Annotated in this window: 15 protein-coding genes; 9 read left to right on the top strand and 6 right to left on the bottom strand. The window is 68.3% G+C overall.

Translation table 11 applies throughout. The features are described 5' to 3' along the window. The 5 genes from AAF481_13500 to AAF481_13480 all read right to left on the bottom strand — a co-directional run. Positions 1–942 (bottom strand): acyl-CoA dehydrogenase family protein (locus AAF481_13500; protein MEM7482186.1); only part of this gene is annotated, 942 nt, incomplete at its 3' end. Next, positions 939–1,769 carry an enoyl-CoA hydratase family protein gene (locus AAF481_13495; GenBank protein MEM7482185.1) on the bottom strand — a complete coding sequence of 277 codons (831 nt, stop codon included), beginning with the start codon at positions 1,767–1,769 and terminating at the stop codon, positions 939–941. The genes AAF481_13495 and AAF481_13500, both read right to left, overlap by 4 nt. A gap of 10 nt (positions 1,770–1,779) precedes the next feature. Then, a complete protein-coding gene (locus AAF481_13490; protein MEM7482184.1) occupies positions 1,780–2,184 on the bottom strand; it encodes a RidA family protein in 405 nt (134 codons plus the stop codon). Then, entirely contained in the window at positions 2,184–2,972 is a 789-nt protein-coding gene (locus AAF481_13485; protein ID MEM7482183.1) for a 3-hydroxybutyrate dehydrogenase, read from the bottom strand. The genes AAF481_13490 and AAF481_13485 overlap by 1 nt, the downstream gene beginning before the upstream one ends. Continuing rightward, positions 2,969–3,760: a creatininase family protein gene (locus tag AAF481_13480; protein ID MEM7482182.1), complete on the bottom strand. Its 792-nt coding sequence runs from the start codon at positions 3,758–3,760 to the stop codon at positions 2,969–2,971. Before AAF481_13480 ends, AAF481_13485 begins: the two co-directional genes overlap by 4 nt. Before the next feature lie 78 nt (positions 3,761–3,838). Between AAF481_13480 and AAF481_13475 the strand changes: the two genes are divergently transcribed. From AAF481_13475 to AAF481_13435, 9 genes are all read left to right on the top strand, one after another. Continuing rightward, positions 3,839–4,732, top strand: coding sequence for an EamA family transporter (locus tag AAF481_13475; protein ID MEM7482181.1), 894 nt, complete (start codon positions 3,839–3,841; stop codon positions 4,730–4,732). 34 nt (positions 4,733–4,766) lie between these two features. Continuing rightward, positions 4,767–5,573 carry a TIGR00730 family Rossman fold protein gene (locus AAF481_13470; protein MEM7482180.1) on the top strand — a complete coding sequence of 269 codons (807 nt, stop codon included), beginning with the start codon at positions 4,767–4,769 and terminating at the stop codon, positions 5,571–5,573. Further along, positions 5,574–6,464: a formate dehydrogenase accessory sulfurtransferase FdhD gene (fdhD, locus tag AAF481_13465; protein MEM7482179.1), complete on the top strand. Its 891-nt coding sequence runs from the start codon at positions 5,574–5,576 to the stop codon at positions 6,462–6,464. A 308-nt stretch (positions 6,465–6,772) separates the two neighbouring features. Next, positions 6,773–7,714 (top strand): Ig-like domain-containing protein, encoded by a 942-nt coding sequence (locus AAF481_13460; GenBank protein ID MEM7482178.1) that lies wholly within the window; start codon positions 6,773–6,775, stop codon positions 7,712–7,714. Between the two features lie 54 nt (positions 7,715–7,768). Beyond that, entirely contained in the window at positions 7,769–8,821 is a 1,053-nt protein-coding gene (locus AAF481_13455) for a PA0069 family radical SAM protein (GenBank protein MEM7482177.1), read from the top strand. A gap of 380 nt (positions 8,822–9,201) precedes the next feature. Further along, positions 9,202–11,283, top strand: coding sequence for a sulfatase-like hydrolase/transferase (locus tag AAF481_13450; GenBank protein MEM7482176.1), 2,082 nt, complete (start codon positions 9,202–9,204; stop codon positions 11,281–11,283). Between the two features lie 152 nt (positions 11,284–11,435). Then, positions 11,436–13,871: a hypothetical protein gene (locus AAF481_13445; protein ID MEM7482175.1), complete on the top strand. Its 2,436-nt coding sequence runs from the start codon at positions 11,436–11,438 to the stop codon at positions 13,869–13,871. A 146-nt stretch (positions 13,872–14,017) separates the two neighbouring features. After that, positions 14,018–15,478, top strand: coding sequence for an amidohydrolase (locus tag AAF481_13440; protein MEM7482174.1), 1,461 nt, complete (start codon positions 14,018–14,020; stop codon positions 15,476–15,478). Then, the gene (locus AAF481_13435; GenBank protein ID MEM7482173.1) at positions 15,475–16,779 is read left to right on the top strand and encodes an amidohydrolase family protein; all 1,305 of its coding nucleotides are present in this window, start codon (positions 15,475–15,477) and stop codon (positions 16,777–16,779) included. Before AAF481_13440 ends, AAF481_13435 begins: the two co-directional genes overlap by 4 nt. On the opposite strand, the gene AAF481_13430 is transcribed toward AAF481_13435, so the two are convergent. Continuing rightward, positions 16,763–17,938, bottom strand: a complete 1,176-nt coding sequence (locus tag AAF481_13430) for a DUF4388 domain-containing protein (GenBank protein ID MEM7482172.1) — start codon at positions 17,936–17,938, stop codon at positions 16,763–16,765. The genes AAF481_13435 and AAF481_13430 overlap by 17 nt on opposite strands. Positions 17,939–17,966 lie beyond the last annotated feature (28 nt).

Genomic DNA, 17,966 nt, shown 5'->3' with positions numbered 1-17,966 from the left:
GAGCAGGCGAGCGGCGGTGAGGTCCGTCGCCATGCGGGCGATCTTCTGCTGGATGAGTTGAAAATCCGCCAGCGGCTTTCCGAATTGCCTTCGCGCCTTGGCGTGGGAGAGGGCCTCATCGAGGGCCCGGGTCGCCATACCGCATGCTGCCGCGGCGACGGTGGCGCGCAGTCGGTCGAGGGTGGTCAAGGCGAGTTTGAATCCCTGGCCCTCGGCACCGATCAGCGCATCCGCCGGCAGCCGGCAAGCCTTCAAAAACAGCTCTCCCAGAGGGTGCGGCGCGCTCAGCCGCTGCGGCCGAAAGCTCAGTCCGGGGGTGTCGCCGGGCACGACGAAGGCGGAGATGCCGCGGTGGCCGGCTTGCCGGTCGGTGGCGGCGAAGAGGGTGTAGAAATCCGCCAGGCCGGCGTTCGAAATGAAGATTTTGTGGCCGTCGATTCGCCAGCCGTCGCCGCCGCGCACCGCTCGGGTGCGCATGCCCGCCGGGTCAGAACCGGCCTCCGGTTCGGTGAGCGCGAAGCCGGCCATCGCCGCGCCCTTCGCCACCGCCGGGAGCCAGCGTTCTCTCACCGCTTCGTCGGCGGCCAGGGTGAGAGGCAGCGAGCCCAACCCCTGCAGGGCGAAGATCGAGTCCGCCAGCGGTGAAGCGTGGCCGAGGGCCTCGCGGATCAGGCAGCAGGCGCGCAGGTCGAAGTCCACCGTTCGCCCGGAGTCCCTCGGCCGAGATTCGGCCTTGCCGCCCCAGCGCTTCGGCACCGTCCAGGCGCTCCAGCCGCCGTCGCCGAGGCGTCGGAGGATGTCTCGCCCTTGCTCCCGGCCGGCTGCGTCGTCCGCCGGGTGGGGTAGCGGCGCGATCTCGGCGGCGGCGAAGGCGTCCACCGCCCGCGCCAGCTCGCGGTGGTGCGGAGCGAGAAAGGCGTCGATGGGGGAGAGGTCGATCATCGGTCTTCGGAATCGCCTCTCGCGTCGCGATCGAACACCACCGGGCGCTTGTCCCGGAAGGCTTCGTAGGCTTCGCGAAAGTTGGGATCTTCCATGCAGGCGGCCTGGATCTCCACTTCCATCGAAAGCGCCGTTTCGAGATCGAGAGCCGCTTCCCGCAGCACCATCTTCTTGGTGATCTCCAGGCCGAAGGCGGGACCTGCCGCCAGCCTCTCGGCCCAGCTCCGGCCCTCGGCGGCGATCTCGTCCTCGGCAACCACCCGGTTGTAGAGGCCGATGCGGTGGGCCTCGGCGGCGTCGATGAAGTCGCCAGTCATCAGCAGCTCCATCGCTCGCCCCAGGCCGACGTGGCGGGGCAGTAGCCAGGAGGCTCCCATGTCCGCCCCGGACAGGCCGACCTTGGTGAACAGGAAGGCGATCTTGGCGCGCTCGGAGGCGATCCGCACGTCGCAGGCGCTGGCGATCACCGCCCCGGCACCGGCGACGGTGCCGTTCAGTACGCCCACGATCGGCCGTCGGCAGCGCAGCATGGCGAGGATCAGGTCGCCGGTGTTGCGGGTGAAGTCCAAGAGGCCACGGTAATCGAACTGGAACAGCTCGCCGATGATGTCCTCCACGTCGCCGCCGGAGCAGAAGGCCCTGCCGGCGCCGGTCAACAGGATAGACCGCACGCCGGGCTCCGTATCGAGCGCGATGAAGCCGTCGCGCAGCTCGCGGTAGACCTCGAAGGTCAGGGCATTGAGGCGCTCCGGCCGGTTGAGGGTGACGGTGGCGACACCGGTGGTCGGGTCGAGCTGATAGAGGAATGAGTTCGCTTCGATTGCCATCCTTATGCTCCTACGCGATCACCGCGGTCGCTTCGATTTCCACCTGGGCGCCGGCTTCCAGCAGGTCCGCCACCTCGACCAGGGCCATGGTGGGGAAGTGCCTTCCCATGTGCCGGCGGTAGCACTCGCCGATCTGGCGAAGGGCGGCCAGGTAGGCTTGCTTGTCGGTCACGTACAGGGTCAACCGGGCGATGGCATCCGGCGCGCCGCCGGCTTCGCGGACGACGGTGACGACGTTGCCGAGAGCCTGATCGAACTGAGCGACGAAATCCTCGGAGACCAGGCGCTGATCGCCGTCCCAGCCGATCTGGCCGGCGACGAACAGCAGCCGTCCGCCGGCCGGGGCGAGGATGCCGTTGGAGTAGCCCCTGGGCGCCCCGAGGGCTGCGGGGTTGATCACTTCCAGGCGGGTCATCAGCCCTGCACTCCGCCGCCGTCGATCACCAGCGTTTGGCCGCTGATGCCGGCGGAGCGGGGGTCGCACAGGTGCACGGTGGTGTGGGCGATTTCTTGCGGCGACATCATGCGCTGCTGAGGGCTGGTGGCCTCCATGTGCTTGCGGGCTTCCTCGGGACTGATGCCGGCCTTGTCGACGATGTTGTCGATCGCGCCCTCGACCAGCGGGGTGTCCACATAGCCCGGGCACACGGCGTTGACGGTCACCCCCCGGGTCGCCACCTCGGCGGCCAGGGAGCGAGTGAAACCGACCACCGCATGCTTGGTGGCGGCGTAAGCGGTGATGTAGGCCGCACCGACCTTGCCGGCGACGGACGCCATGTTGATGACGCGTCCCCAGCTGCGCTCGACCATTGCCGGCAGGAAGGTCTGAGTGCAGAGAAAGGTGCCGGTGACGTTGACCGCGAAGATGCGATTCCAATCCTCCAGGGAGATCGCCTTCAAGGGCATCGAAACGGCGTAGCCGGCATTGTTGATCAGAATGTCGGCGGGGCCATAGCGCTCGTCGGTGGCGTTGCGCAGCGCTTCGATCTGGTCCGGTGAGGCGACGTCGCAGGAGTGGGCCTGGGCCTCGTTGCCGGCCAGACGGATGGCGTTGGCCACCGCCTCGATCTCGTCCGTCGTGCGGGCGCTGATCATCACCTTCGCACCGGCGAAGGCCAGCGCCTTGGCGATCTCTTCGCCGATGCCGCGGCCGGCGCCGGTGACGACGGCGACCTTGCCGGCCAGGGATCCTGCGGTGCTCATGGTGCCGTCTCCATCTTCTTCTCCGAGGCTTCCATCACAGCTTCCTCCAGAATCGCACCGAGGGTGCGCAGGGTTTCGATTCCCTCGGCCGCCGTGGCGGCGGCCGGATCGCCGAAGTAGGCCTCCGGGCCGCCGGCTTCCTCGAAGCTCGCGAGGCCGTCGCGGATGGCCGTCGAGAGGGATTTGGGGTTGGCCGGCAGCGTGCGCCGCCGATCTTCTCGCACCAGGTCGGGCCGCTCGGCGAGGACCACCGATCCTTCGTATTGCCCCGCGTGGCAGGCGCCGCTCTTGAACTCGTCGGTCAGGCGCGACGCCCAGGGCTTGCGGGTGAGGTTCGGGAAGGCAATGGCGATTCGTCCTTCGCGTTCGATCTCGCGTACCGCCCGCAGGATCGCTTCGAGGTTCGCCGGATCGAAGTGCGCGCTGGCGATGGCGATCATGCCGACGCCTTGGTCCGCGAGGGAGCGGGCGATGTCCGTGATCAGCTCCGTCAATACGTGCGGCCGGATGGAGATGGTGCCGGGAAAGTTAGCGGCGAATCCGGCCGGCGTGTAGTCCAGGGTCGGCAGGACCAAGGGACGCCAGCGGCCGCCTTCCGACAAGCGCTGGGCGGCTTCCCGCACCATGCCTTCGGCGATCAATCCGTCGGTGTTCAAGGGCAAATGTGGACCGTGGGCTTCCACCGCTCCGATCGGGAGCAGGGCAACGGTGCGCGAGCGGTCGAGGGCGGCGAGATCGCGCCAGGTTTGCTCGCTCCATTGGGGGGGCATAGGGGTGGAGGTTAGCACGGGGCCGCGGCCTCCAGTGAGAGGGGTGCGGTGTCGACTCAGTCCGAAGGTTAGTGAGGTCGAAGTAGACTCCGCGCCATGTCCCGTGCACGCCTCTTGATCCTGGCTTCCGCGCTGTTGTTCTCCACCGGTGGGGCGGTGGTGAAGTCGATTTCTCTTTCCGGCTGGCAGGTGGCTTGTCTGCGCAGTGGGATTGCGGCGCTGGTGCTGTTCCTGGCGCTGCCGGCGGCGCGGCGGCGCTGGTCCTGGGGATCGGTGGGGGTGGGGGTGGCCTACGCGGCGACGATGATTCTCTTTGTTCTCGCCAACAAGCTCACCACCGCGGCGAACACGATCTTCTTGCAGTCGACGGCGCCTCTCTACATTCTGCTGCTGAGTCCCTGGCTGTTGAAGGAGAAGGTGCACCGCCGCGATGTCTTCTACATGCTCGCGCTGGCGGTGGGGATGGGATTGTTCTTCGTCGGCGCCGAGGCGCGGCAGGCGACGGCGCCGGATCCCTGGACGGGAAACCTGCTCTCCACCGCCGCCGGCGTGACCTGGGCCTTGACCGTGGTGGGGATGCGGAGCCTCGGCCGCGGCCGCTCCGGCCGGGGCGAGAATCTCGCCGGCCTGGCGGCTTTCCAGGGCAATCTGTTCGCCGGTCTCTTCTGCATCCCGTTCGCCGGCGATCTGCTGGCGGTGTCGGCCGGCGATTGGGCGATGGTGGGCTACCTCGGCGCCTTCCAGATCGGCCTGGCCTATGTTCTCTTGACCTCCGGGCTGCGCGACGTGCCGGCCCTGGAGGCCTCTTTGTTGCTGCTGGTGGAGCCGGTGCTCAGCCCCCTGTGGGCCTGGTCGCTCCATGGCGAGGTACCGGCGTCCGGGTCGCTGGTGGGCGGGTTGGTGATCGTCGCCGCCACCGCCGTCAAGACCGTGCTGGACGCCCGCCGCGGGCGTCGGGAGCGCGCCGCCGGTCGGGGAGCGGTGGCCTGAGCGCGAGGGCTTCCGCGGGCGGTAAACTGCCCCGATGAACGAATCGAATAAAGTTCCCGGCGGCGAGATGTTTGCCGCCTCCGAGTTCCTCGCCGGTCCGCAGGACCGCCGTTTCGAGCTGCAGCGCGCCTGGCGCATCTTCGGCGAATTCATCCGCGGCTTCCGCCGGCTGCACTTCGTCGGCCCCTGTGTCACCGTCTTCGGCTCGGCACGCTTTCGTGAGGGGCATCCGCACTACGAGCTGTCGCGGCAGGTGGGTGCCGAGCTGGTGCGTGCCGGCTATACGGTAATGACCGGTGGCGGCCCGGGGGTGATGGAGGCGGCCAATCGCGGCGCCAAGGAGGCCGGCGGCCGTTCCGTCGGCTGCGGCATCGAACTGCCGGCGGAGCAGGGACTGAATCCCTATCTCGACACCTCTGTCGACTTCCGCTATTTCTTCGTCCGCAAGGTGATGCTGGTCAAGTACTCCTACGCTTTCTTCATCATGCCCGGCGGGTTCGGCACCCTGGACGAGCTGTTCGAAACGGCCACCCTCATCCAGACCGCCAAGATCCACGATTTCCCGCTGGTGGTGATGGGTACGGACTACTGGCGGCCGCTGCTCGATTTCATCGAGCATCAGATGGTGAATGCCAAAACCATCAGCCCTGGAGACTACGAACGCCTGCTGGTGACGGACGATGTTGAAGAAGCCGTGCAGCACGTCGTCAAGGTCACCACCGAGCGGTTCGGCCTGCGCTGGCGGAAGCGCCGCAAGCCGAGTTGGGTGCTGGGCGAGAAGGATCCGGTGAAGGGCGGCTCATCTCCCGCGTCGGCGGCGAGCCCGGCAGGAGGAGCGTGAGTGGTCCTCCGTTCGCGCCCTGGGCAGTCCCCGCGCCGACCGGATGCCCTGCGGGCGAAGACCCCGGCGCGAGTGGAGCGTTTTGGCGGCGGCGACCGAAGCGAAGTGGACGACCTGCTGGCGACCGAAGAGCCGCTCGAGATCCGCGTCGCCGCCGGCCGGGGCGCGGGGCGGGAAGAACATACCGTCGCCGTCACCATGCGCACGCCGGGGCACGACGACGAGCTGGCGGTGGGCTTTCTCTTCGCCGAGGGCGTGATCGCCCGCCGGGATGATGTGGCCGCCGTCGGCCCGGTGATCGACGAGCCCCTACCGGACCTGCCGGACGGCTGTTCGAACGTTGTCCTCGTCGAGCTGGCGGCGGACCGCCTGCCGGAGATGGCTCGCCTCGAACGTCACTTTTTCACCACCAGCGCCTGCGGCGTGTGCGGCAAGTCCGGCATCGAGAACCTCACCCTGCGCGCCGCCCCGTTGCCGGACGGCCCGCAGATCTCCGCTCAGGTCCTCGCCGGCCTGCCTGCCACCCTGCGCGAGTCCCAAGGGGTGTTCGACGCCACCGGCGGTCTCCACGCCGCCGCCTTCTTCGATCTGAAGGGCAATCTCCTGTCCGTGCGCGAGGACGTCGGCCGCCACAACGCTTTGGACAAGCTCATCGGCCGCGCCTTTCTCGCCGGTGAACTGCCGTTCGAGAACGGCGCGGTCCTCGTCTCCGGCCGCTCGAGTTTCGAGATCCTCCAGAAGTGCCTTGCCGCCCGCGCCCCCATCGTCGCCGCCGTCTCCGCCCCCAGCAGCCTGGCGGTGCAGGTCGCCCGGGGTTTCCACCTGACCCTCGCCGGCTTCGTGCGGGGCGACCGCTTCAACCTCTACAGCGGCTTCGAGCGCGTCGTCTAGTTACCTTCTTCAGCCCTCTCCGTAACACTTCCGAGCTCACCACGCCGGTAATCCATAGAGGCGCGTTACGCGTCTCGGAGCTGGAATCCCTGTGTGCAGCTCGGGGGCATCCGACCGTGTCGGCTCTGCTCCCGGCTCTTTTTCCCTACATCGCGTTCGCCCTGGATCTGTCCCCGGAGCGGGACACCGACGTCCTTGAGGCTGCACCCTTCCTCCCGCGAGTTCTTTATTCCAAGGGAGTTTTCACCAGGCACCGGGATTGCTCTACCTGTCGAGCATGACCTTTCCGACCGTGGGAGACTGCCGAGATGCTCGCTAGCCGATTCCGTCCGTCGCGCGCCGCCGTCGCCGCTGCTTTGGCCCTGTTGCTGTTCTCCGGCTGTGTCTCGGTGCGCACCGCCGGGGTGGTGGAGCACGAAGGCGATCTGGGTGGGGTAGAGGTGCGGGTGTTCCCGGACGATCGGGCACGCAGGGCCGGGGCGATCGGGCCGCGCTACGTGGAGACGGTGCTGGAGCGCGAGCACCGCGGCGCGTGGCAGCCGGTGTTCCGGGCCCTGTCGCCGGCCTGGTCGGTGGTGGAGCTGCCGCCGGGGCGCTACCGCTTGCGGCTGCCTTCGTTGCTCGACGAGACCGGTGCGGAAGTTCCCCTCGATGCGGAGGGCAAGATCTTCCGGGTGCGGCCCGGTGAGGTGCAGCAGGTGGAGGCGACGGTGTCTCACGTGCCGCGGGCCTGGATCGCCGCCGGGGTGTTGACCGCGGTGGTGGCCGCCATCGTGCTCGACGAATGGTTGGAAGACCACGACCTGCCGCGGCCGCCGCCTCTGCCGGACGTGGTGCTCGACGCCGTCTTCCACCTCACCGTCGACCTGGCCGTCTATTCCTGGGTCGGAGAGGGGCGGCGCGGCGCCGGCGGGCCGGTCGATCTCGCACCGGTGGTGACTTCCACCTTCCCGCAGGACGGCACCACCGTGGCCGCTTCGTGGGTGCGGCTGGTCTTCGCCCTGTCGGAGCCGCTGGCGGTGGTGGACTCCGCCGCGGTGCGAGTGGCGGCGCTGTGTGGGGACGAGTCCTACGGCCTCGAGGGACAGACGATCTACGACCCGGAGCGCTGGTGGGTGACCTGGGAGCCGGACGAAGACCTGCCGGCGGGCTGCGAGATCGACGTGACTCTGGACGCCTCCGGCATCGCCGATCCCGGCGGCAACGGTTTGTTCGGTGAGGGTGCGTTCTCCTTCCGCACTGCGCCCTGAACTCTCACCTCAACCCCATTGTTGGCGCTATTTCGCTCTGCTACTATGGCGTAAATGGAGCGTAATTCTGCCACCCTGCGCGGCCGCGGCGCCGGCATCAATCCCACCAGCCGGTTCGAGCGGCTGACGGTGCTGTCCGAGGAAGCGCCGGCGAGCCGAGTGGCGACGGAGTATCTGGCGGACACCAGCCGTTCGGTGATCGCCCGCAACAACAGCCCGGACATTCCCTTCGACGCCTCCCTCAACCCCTATCGCGGCTGCGAGCACGGCTGCGCCTACTGCTACGCCCGGCCGAGCCACGAATACCTCGGAATGTCCGCCGGCATCGACTTCGAGTCGCGCATTCTGGTGAAGGAGGACGCCCCGGAGCTGCTGCGCCGAGAGTTGGCCTCGCCGCGCTGGACGCCGCAGGTGCTCGCCCTCTCCGGCGTGACCGACGCCTATCAGCCGGTGGAGGAGAAGTTGGGCCTGACGCGCCGCTGCCTGGAAGTGCTGGTCGAGGCGCGCAATCCGGTGGTGATCGTCACCAAGAGCGCTCGGGTGACCCGCGACATCGATCTGCTCGCCGAGTTGGCAATGCACCGCGCCGCCGCCGTCTGCCTGTCCACCACCACCCTCGACGGCGACCTCGCCCGCCGCCTCGAACCCCGCGCTTCGCACCCTCGTCGTCGCCTGGCAGCGGTGGAGAAGCTGACGGCGGCGGGCATCCCGTGCAGTGTGTTGATGTCGCCCCTCATCCCCGCCTTGACGGACCACGAAATCCCCGCCCTGCTCCAGGCCGCCAAAGACGCCGGTGCCGTTTCCGCCAGCTACCTCATCCTCCGTCTCCCAGGGGCCGTCGCGCCGCTCTTTGAAGACTGGCTCACGCGCAACGTTCCGGACCGCAGGGAAAAAGTCCTCAACCGTATCCGCGCCCTGCGCGGCGGCCGTTTGAACGACCCGAGATTCGGCATGCGCTTCCGCGGCCAAGGCCCCTTCGCCGACCAGATCCGCACCCTCTTCCACACCACCAGAAAGCGTCTAGGCCTCGACAGAAGCGGCCCCAAACTCTCCACCCAATCGTTCCGCAAACCGGTGATTGACCAACTCCCCCTTTTCGACTTCTAGTCCTCCTAACCCCCTTCCAGAACAGGCCGGGTGAGGAGCTTGGTCAGGTACGAAACGGATCAGGGTAGAGAAACCGGAGGGTGAGCCGGGGTCGCTGCGTCGGGGAGCTGGATCCGGGCGCCTAGGAATCCAGGTGGAGGAGTAGGTGGTTTGCGCCCGGATCGCGCAGGGCGAGGCCACTCCTCAAGAGTTCGAGAGGCCTCGCCCGGTCCCCGTCGCAGCGACCCCGGCTCACCCGGCCTGACGAGGATTGCGCCCAGAGCGCACAGGGCGAGGCCACGCCCCTGGCCGTCGAAGAGCCTCGTCCGGTCTTCGGCGAGGGATGATCCTCTCCGCCCGGCCTCGTTGAGCAGACGCCCGTGTGGGATCATCTTCATCCCATGCGCCACGCCATCCTCCTCCTGTCCGTCCTCGCTCTCCTACCGCACCTCGCGGCAGCCGAAACGGAAGAAACCCCACCCCCCAACATCGTCCTCATCACCCTGGACACCGTCCGAGCCGACCACCTCGGCGCCGCCGGCTACCAAGACGCGAGAACCCCGAACCTAGACGCTCTGGCCCGCCGCGGAACCTACTTCGAGCGCTGCGACACCGCCGCCCCGATCACCCTGCCGAGCCACGCCAGCCTGTTCACCGGCCTTCTGCCGCCACGCCACGGCGTGCGCGACAACGGCACCTTCACGCTGGGCGACGAGTATCAAACCCTCGCCGAGACCCTCTCCGAAGCGGGCTACGACACCGGCGCCGCCATCGCCGCCGTCGTCCTCGCCAAGCGGTACGGGATGGCCCAAGGGTTCCGCCGGTGGAACGAAGAACTGACCCCCAAATCACCGGGCCTCGCCGCCGAGGAGCGCGACGCCGAGGCGGTGACCGACGCGGCCCTGAAGATCCTCGGCGACCTCACAAAACCGTACTTCCTGTGGGTCCACTACTACGACCCCCACGAGGACTACCGCCCGCCGGAACGCCTGCTGGAACGCCAGCAGGGTGCCCATCGCGCCTACGACGCTGAGATCGCCTATGTCGATGAACAGATCGGGCGACTGCTCACCGGCCTGCCCGGCAACACCGTCGTCACGGCGGTCGCCGACCATGGCGAAATGCTCGGCGACTACGGCGAAGCGACCCACGGCGTGTTGCTGCACCACGGCGCCCGGCGGGTGCCGCTGATCATGGCCGGCCCCGGCATCGCGCCGGGCCGCCGGGTGACCGACCTGGTGCGCACCATCGACCTCGCGCCGACCCTGCTCGAAATCGCCGCCGTCGAGGCCGAGCCGAAAGAGCCGATCGACGGCGAAAGCCTGCTGCCGCTGATCAGCAGGGAAGCCGCTGCCAAGGGTTCGCGGGTCAGCTACAGCGAGAGCTTCCTGCCGCTCTTCTCGTATCGCTGGTATCCGCTGCGCGCCCTGTCCGACGGCCGCTGGCTGTTCGTCGACGCGCCGACACCGCGCCTCTTCGACCTGCGCCGGGATCCGGCCGAAGAGCGAGACCTCGCGGCGGAGAAGACGACCGTTCTGGCGAAATGGCGCGAGCGCTTCCGCGAGCGGCTCGTCGACTGGGGAGAGCTGGACGACCTGCCCGAGGCGGAAGCCGTTTCCAGTGAGGAACGCCGCGCTCTGGCGGCGTTGGGCTACCTCTCCGGTTCCGGCAGCGCGGAATCGCTGACCGGACTACCGGATCCCTACGACCTGGTGGACATCGTCGCCCGGCTGCTCGAATTGGGCGACGCGGTGAGCCAAAACCGCTGCGGCGAGGCCTTCGGCGAGCTGCGCAGGATCCTACGCCGCAGCCGCGAGAACCTGCCGGCCCTGAACATGGCGGGGATCTGCCTGATGGGGGAGGGCAAGTACGCCGAGGCGTTGCCGTACTTCGAGCAGGCGGTTTCGGTGCATCCGGATTCCACCATCGCGCGCGCCAACCTGGCCGGCTGCCTCCTACGGCTGGACCGCCGCGCGGAGGCGGAGGCCGCCTACCGAGAGACCCTCAAGCGCGATGCCGGGGTTCCCCAGGCGGTGGCGAATCTGGCGCGCTTGCTGCGCGAAAAGGGAGATCTCAGCGGCGCGCTCCAGGTGATGAGCAAGGGCTTCGCGGCCGGTGGCGAGCACGGCCGCTGGTATCTGGAGCGTGGCCTGATCCAGGCGGCTGCCGGCCGGGTGGCGCCGGCCTTCGAGGATTTTGAACGCGCCGTGGAGCTCGAACCGACGCATCGAGAAGCCCTGGAAAACGCCGCCCTCGCCGCCTATCGGTTGCGGCGTCCGGCCCGCGCCGCGACCCTCTATCGGCGCTTGGCGGAAGTCAGTCCGGGAAACTCGGCGCCGTGGAAAACCCTCGGGGCGATCCAGCTCTACGAGCTCGCAGATCCGGCCGCTGCCCGGTCCAGCTTCGAACGTGCCCTGGCCCTGGAACGGGATCCGGCCCAGCGGGCCGAGCTCGAAGCCTTGCTGGCGGAACTGGGGACGTGAATCCCATCGCCGGCCGGCAGGGGGTACAATAGAATTATCGATAGAGTTATCGACCCACCTGAAGACGACTCGGGAGAAGCGAGGGGCCCGTGAATAGCCAAACGCTTTCGACCTCATGGCATAACGCATCCACCTTCCGGCAGGAGACTCTCTTGAAAACCATAGCCCGCCTCACCGTGCTCTCGTTGCTCGTGGCGCTGCCCGTAACGGCCGCCATCGAGCGCCACGCAAAAACCGAACTGGACCCGTTGCAGAAGACCCATGCGGCTCTCTACAGCGGCCGGACCGTTCAGCCCTACAGCGCCGTCTCTTCGGCGGTCACCGTGCCCGATGCCTGGAGCGCCCTGGCCGGCGCCCTCGGGCCGCAGGGCGAGCTCTACGTCGATGCCGGAACCGGTGCCCCGGCGCTGGTCAAAGGCGCCCCGGTGCCCTTGGTGCCGGGCAAGGGCAACGATCTGACCCTGGCCGGCGTCGGCCAAGCCCTGGGAGTGCCGGCGACGGAAGTGGACGAAGCCCTGGTGTACGCCGCGGCGCAACGTTTCGTGGACGCCCATCTGGACGTCATCGGGGTGCCCGGCGGCGAGCTGAAGTCGCGCGGTACGCACCGCGTGAGCGACGACCTCTTCGTGGTCACCTGGGAGCACGCACCGCACGGCATCGTCGTCGCCGGTTCCCGCCTCACCCTGGTGGTGGGCCACGGCAACCTGATCATGTGGGGCGCCGACAACCTCTTCCCGATGAGGGACGGCGATTCCACCCTCGCGGCCCTCGACGCGACGGCGGCGCGGAGCGCCATGGAGCGCTACATGGGATGGCAGCCGCAGCGTGACAAGCTGCTGGCCGGTCCCGAACTGGTATACCTTGCGGAGCGCCACGGCGTGAGCAAGTTCGACGCCTCGGCCGAGGGTAAGCGCCATCGCCTGGTGTGGGAGATGATGGCCCAGCGTGAGGGCGTGGTCGGCACCTGGATGACCCAGGTGGACGCCGTGACCGGCGAGATCCTGCAGTACGGCGACGTCAACCAGTACGGCTGGATCCGGGGAGGCATTTATCCCAACACCTGGACCGACCCGGAGGAAAACCGGCCGATGCCCTTGGTCGATATCGGTGGCGGTCAATTCTCCTCCGTCAACGGCATCTACACCGAGGGTGGCACTCCGCTGACGGCGCCTTTGATCGGCGCCCGGGTCTCGATCAGCGACCGCTGCGGCACCCCCGGGGCGCCGTCCGTCACGGCCGACGGCAGCGGCGTCGTCGACTTCGGCGAAGGACCTCCGAACCCCGATGGCGACGCCGACTGCACCACCAATGGTGTTGGCGAGAACGGCGGCCTCCACAACACCCACGCCGCCCGTTCCGCCTACTACAGCATCAGCCGCTTCAAAGAGAAGGCGAAGTCTTGGCTGCCGGGCAATTCGTGGGTTGACGGCTCGCACCAGGTGCGGGTCAACATCAACAGCGTGTGCAACGCCTACTGGTCGCCGCCCGGGGGCTTCAACGGCTTCTTCCAGGAAGGCTTCTACCAGACCCTGCACTGCTTCAACACCGGTGAGGTCAACGGAATCTTCCTGCACGAGGTCGGCCACGGCCTGGACCAGAACGATGCCCAGGGCAGTGCCGACGGCGGCACCGGCGAGTCCTACGCGGACGTGGTCTCGATGTTCGGTACCCACAACTCCTGCAACGGTCCGGAGTTTTGGGACATGCTTTGCAACGGCTACGGTTTCCCCTGCACCACCTGCACGGGCATCCGCGACTCGGACTACGCCAAACACACGGACGGCGGCGGCAGCCCGCAAGCGGTTCCCTTCACGCCGGCCAACTTCGTGGCTTCGTGCCCGAACAGCGCCTTCACGATCGGCGTCTGCGGACGGTCCGGGCACTGTGAATCGCACGTATCGTCCGGCGCCATCTGGGACCTGGTGACCCGCAAAATGGGGCCGGTCATGGGCGAGGATCTCGCCTGGTTCTTGGCCGAGCGCGACTGGATGCTGGGCATGCAGATCGCCACCAACCATTTCAACTGCAACAGCTCCACCTTCGCTTCGGACGGTTGCGCCGCGACGTCCTGGTTCAATGCCATGCTGGCGGCGGACGATGACGACGGCAACCTGGCGAACGGTACGCCGAACGCGGCCTTCATCTTCGAGGCCTTTAACGACCACGCCATCGCTTGCGGCAGCGCCGGCGACGCGGCGAACCAGAACAGCGGATCCTGCACCGCCCTACCGACGCCGACCCTGACGGCGACGGTGCCGGGAAGCGACGATCAGATCGACCTGAGCTGGACGGCGTCCGCCGGTGCGGCGGGCTACGCGGTGCTCAAGTCCCAGAACGCCTGCGGCTCGGACTACCAGCAGGTCGCCGTGATCGCCGCCGGTACGACCGTCTTCTCGGACCTCGATGTGATCCCGAGTCAGCAGTATAGCTATCGGGTGGTCGCCCTCGAGGACGCCGGCAACGCGGCGGACAACATCTGCACCTCAGATCTCTCGAACTGCGCCAGCGAAGAAATCGGCTCTCCGATCATCTTCAGCGATGGCTTCGAGAGCGGCGATGTCCTGGCGTGGAGTACGAGCGTCGAGTAGTTCTGGCAGCGCAACGGACGCCTCGAACGGCGGCTCCTCATCGGGGCCGCCGTTTTGCTTTCCGGCGCAACGTTGGTGGGACCCCGCTCCGCTACCGCAACGGCTCCGGAAAGTCGTCCGGCCCTGTGCTACATTTCGCCGCATCCATGAAGCGACAACGTTCCCATTCCGCGCTCCAATCTCTGCTGGCGACGTTTGCCGCCGTCGGTCTGGTGGCCTGTGCCTCGACCGGTGCGGTGAGTCCCGATGCCGAGGCAACGGCCCACGCCGAGGACTCTCCATCCCGCGGTGCGGACGATCCCTACGGTTCGACCTACCGCGCCCCCTCGACCGCGGCGGTGCTGATCGAAAACGCGGTGATCCTCACCGGCACCGGCGAACGGCATGACGGCGCTTCGCTCCTGCTGGCGGATGGTGAGGTCGCCGCCGTCGCCGGGGCGGGCGAGACCCTCGAGGCGCCATCGGGCGTGCGGCGCGTCGACGCCGCCGGACGCTGGGTGACGCCGGGCATCATCGATGTCCACTCCCACCTGGGGGTGTATCCCTCACCGGGCCTCAACTCCACCCAGGACGGCAATGAAGTCACCAACCCGGTCACCGCTCAGGTCTACGCGGAGCACTCCGTATGGACCCAGGATCCGGGCTTCCCGCGGGCTCTGGCCGGCGGGGTGACCAGCCTCACTCTCCTCCCCGGATCGGCGAACCTGATCGGCGGGCGCGGGGTGACGGTCAAGAACGTGCCGGCCCGCACGGTGCGGGAGATGAAGTTCCCCGGCGCGCCCTACACCCTGAAGATGGCCTGCGGCGAGAATCCGAAGCGGGTGTACGGCAATCGCCAGCGCTTTCCCTCCACCCGCATGGGCAACTTCGCCGGCTACCGGGCCGCCTGGATCGACGCCGCCGAATACCGTCGCAAACATGAGGAGTACCGCAAGAAAAAGGCTGCCGGCGACGAACAGGGCGACAAGTCTCCGCCGCCGCGCGACCTGTCCCTCGAAACCCTGGCCGGCGTCCTCGACGGCGAGATCCTGGTGCAGATGCACTGCTATCGAGCCGAAGAGATGGCCTGGGTGATGGATCTGGCGGAGGAGTTCGGCTACCGGGTGAGCGCCTTCCATCACGCCGTCGAGGCCTACAAGATAGCCGACCTCCTCGCCCGAGAAGACGTCTGTGCCGCCATGTGGGCGGATTGGTGGGGCTTCAAGCTCGAAGCCTTCGACGGTATCCGGGAGAACATCGCCCTGGTGGAGAAGGCCGGTGCTTGTGCCATCGTCCATTCGGATTCCGAGCGCGGCATCCAGCGCCTCAACCAGGAGGCGGCCAAGGCAATGGCGGCGGGTAACCGCATGGGGATGGATCTCGGCCCGGAGGACGCCATCCGCTGGATCACCTCGAATCCCGCCCGGGCCGTTGGCATCGCCGATCGCACCGGCAGCCTGGAGGTTGGCAAGGCGGCGGACGTGGTGCTGTGGAGCGGTGATCCCTTCAGCGTCTACAGCCGGGCGGAACGGGTGTGGATCGACGGCGTGCCGCGCTACGACCGGCGCGATCCGGCGCTCCAACCGCTCACCGATTTCGAGTTGGGCCTGACGGAGGCGGGGCCATGAGGGTGTTCATCGGATCTTTGCGGCCGGTTTTTCTCCTGGGCCTTTTCGGTGTGCTGTTTCTGGCGCCGGCGGCGGCCGAGACGGTTGCCGTGCGCGGCGCCACGGTGCACACCCTCGGACCCTCCGGCACCCTCGAGAACGCGACCTTGGTCATCGAGAACGGTGTGCTGCGGGCCGTCGGTTTGGACCTCGAAGTGCCCTCCGGCGCGCGGGTGATCGACGCCACCGGCAAGGTGGTGACCCCCGGCTTGATCGATTCCGTCAGCCGGTTGGGGCTGATCGAGATCTCCCTCGAATCGTCCACCGTCGATTCGGCGACGGAGGATCCGCGCTGGACGGCGGCCTTCGAAGTGGTGGACGCCGTCAACCCGGCTTCGGCCTTGATCGCCGCCAACCGGGTGGAAGGCCTCACCCGGGCGGTGGTGGCGCCGCAGGCCCGCAGCGGCCCGGTCGCCGGCTTGGGCGCCGCCATCCACCTCGGCTCCGCGGCCGATCCGGTGGTGCTGTCGCCGGCGGCGATGTTCGCCGTCTACGGCGAGGAAGGGGCCCGCCGCGCCGGCGGTTCCCGGGCGGCGGCCCTGGCCCGCCTGCGCGAGCTGTTCGAAGACGCTCGCGACTTCGGCGATCACGGCGAGGCCTTCGCGCGCGGCGAGCGTCGCGAGTACTCCGCCAGCCGCAAGGACCTGGAGGCGCTGCAGCCGGTGATCGCCGGGGAGCTGCCCTTCGCCGTCTACGCCCACCGGGCGAGCGACATCCGGGCGATGCTGCGGCTGGGCACCGAGTTCGACCTGCGGCTGGTGCTGATCGGCGCCACCGAGGCCTGGAAGGTGGCCCCTGAGCTGGCGGCGGCGGGGGTGCCGGTGGTGCTCAATCCCTTCGACAACCTGCCGGCGAGCTTCGAGCGGCTGGGAGCCACTGTGGAGGCGGCGTCCCGGCTGCACGCCGCCGGCGTCACCATCGCCTTCTACACCGGAGACGCCCACAACGCCCGCAACCTCCGCCAGGGCGCCGGCAACGCCGTAGCCTACGGCCTACCCTGGGAGGTCGCGCTGGCGGCGATGACCTCTGCCCCGGCGGAGATCTGGGGCCTCGCCGACTCCTGGGGAACTCTGGAACCCGGCATGGAAGCGGATCTGGTGGTGTGGGACGGCGATCCCCTGGAGGTCACCAGCTTCCCGGAGCACATCTTCATCCGGGGAGAGGAAATCTCGCTCGAAAACCGCCAGACGCGCCTGCGGGACCGCTATCGGGACCTTGAAGACGACACCCTGCCCGTGTACCGGGTCAACCCAAGTCCCTGAGCCGCTGGTGCAGCCGCTGCGCCAGCGCCCGCTCCTCGGGGCGGGGAAGCCGTAGGGAGACGGTGAACAAGGCGTAGGCCGCCAGCTCGTGGAGGGCCGAGCGCAAGGCGTCGATCTGGTGCTCGGAGGGATGCTCTCCGAGGCCTAGGGCGAGGCGATCCGCATCGAGAAGGCTGCGGTCGTCGAGGCAGTGGTCGAGCAAGCCGTTGGCCTCCACCCACTCGCGCACCTCCCGGCGGCCCCGCTCCTCGTCGCCATCGGCATGGTACAGCTCTTCCAGCACTTCGTTGAAGGGGCCGGCGAGAGCGGTGGCCGCTTCCTCGGCGGTCCGTCGCGGCGGCATCAGCCGGAGCCCTCCCTGCCGCACCAGGTGGTAGATCGCCTCCATCGCCGCGTACTTTCCGAGCCAGCTCTCGCAGGCGATCTCCCGCACGCTGCGCTCGCCGTCGCACAGGCCCACGATGCGCCGGGCGGCGGCATCGAGAGAGGTGACGTCGAGGCCGGCTTCCACCCACGGGCACTGATTCGAGTCCGGCACCAGCTTGCGGAAGGAGGCGAAGGTGTCGACCCGCTCGGCAGCGGACAGGATCAGGTGCTGAATGGCGATGTGAGCGGTGGCGTCGGGCGGTGGAGCGGGTTCGTCGGACACGCTGAACACGAAAGTGCCGCGCTCCGCCAGCACCGCCGACAGGAGGATCTCCTTCATCTGGAGCTGCAGATGTTCGAATAGCTGCTGGCGGGTGATCCAGCCGCGCTCCACCAGCACCTCGCCGAGGCGCTGCTCCGGCCGGATCTCCGGCAGCAGATTGCTCAGGCGCGCCGGCCGCACCGCGCCGGAGCGGAACAGCACCCGGTCGAGGCGATCGTCCGGGTGATCCGATCGCGCATGCAGCAGTACCCCCTTGGCCAGGCCGAGGACGCGGTGAGAATCCGTTCCGTAGAGATGCAGATCGCCCACCCAGCGGGAGGATGCGATGACGTTGATCACTTCGAGGACGGTGCTCGGGGTCAGCACCTCGCCAGCCATCAGCACGCGCTGTCCCGCCGTCGCCGCTGTTTTCCCCAGCATCAGCAGCTCCGGCGCGTCCACCAGCACCCGGTACCTTCCCCGGCCGCCGGGGGACCGTGTCCGCGGGGCGTTCTCGTCGCTCGTCGTCATGTGAAGACTCTGGGGAGAAGAATACTCG

Source organism: Acidobacteriota bacterium, from assembly GCA_039030395.1.
In the GTDB taxonomy this organism is placed as follows: Bacteria; Acidobacteriota; Thermoanaerobaculia; order Multivoradales; family JBCCEF01; genus JBCCEF01.
Note: the sequence above shows the minus strand (reverse complement) of the source record. Positions and strands in the feature narration are given on the sequence as shown.

Coding starts and splice junctions, on each gene's coding strand:
- AAF481_13495 (MEM7482185.1), bottom strand. CDS start 1,769: ATGGCAATCGAAGCGAACTCATTCCTCTATCAGCTCGACCCGACCACC.
- AAF481_13490 (MEM7482184.1), bottom strand. CDS start 2,184: ATGACCCGCCTGGAAGTGATCAACCCCGCAGCCCTCGGGGCGCCCAGG.
- AAF481_13485 (MEM7482183.1), bottom strand. CDS start 2,972: ATGAGCACCGCAGGATCCCTGGCCGGCAAGGTCGCCGTCGTCACCGGC.
- AAF481_13475 (MEM7482181.1), top strand. CDS start 3,839: ATGTCCCGTGCACGCCTCTTGATCCTGGCTTCCGCGCTGTTGTTCTCC.
- AAF481_13470 (MEM7482180.1), top strand. CDS start 4,767: ATGAACGAATCGAATAAAGTTCCCGGCGGCGAGATGTTTGCCGCCTCC.
- AAF481_13460 (MEM7482178.1), top strand. CDS start 6,773: ATGCTCGCTAGCCGATTCCGTCCGTCGCGCGCCGCCGTCGCCGCTGCT.
- AAF481_13455 (MEM7482177.1), top strand. CDS start 7,769: ATGGAGCGTAATTCTGCCACCCTGCGCGGCCGCGGCGCCGGCATCAAT.
- AAF481_13450 (MEM7482176.1), top strand. CDS start 9,202: ATGCGCCACGCCATCCTCCTCCTGTCCGTCCTCGCTCTCCTACCGCAC.
- AAF481_13440 (MEM7482174.1), top strand. CDS start 14,018: ATGAAGCGACAACGTTCCCATTCCGCGCTCCAATCTCTGCTGGCGACG.
- AAF481_13435 (MEM7482173.1), top strand. CDS start 15,475: ATGAGGGTGTTCATCGGATCTTTGCGGCCGGTTTTTCTCCTGGGCCTT.
- AAF481_13430 (MEM7482172.1), bottom strand. CDS start 17,938: ATGACGACGAGCGACGAGAACGCCCCGCGGACACGGTCCCCCGGCGGC.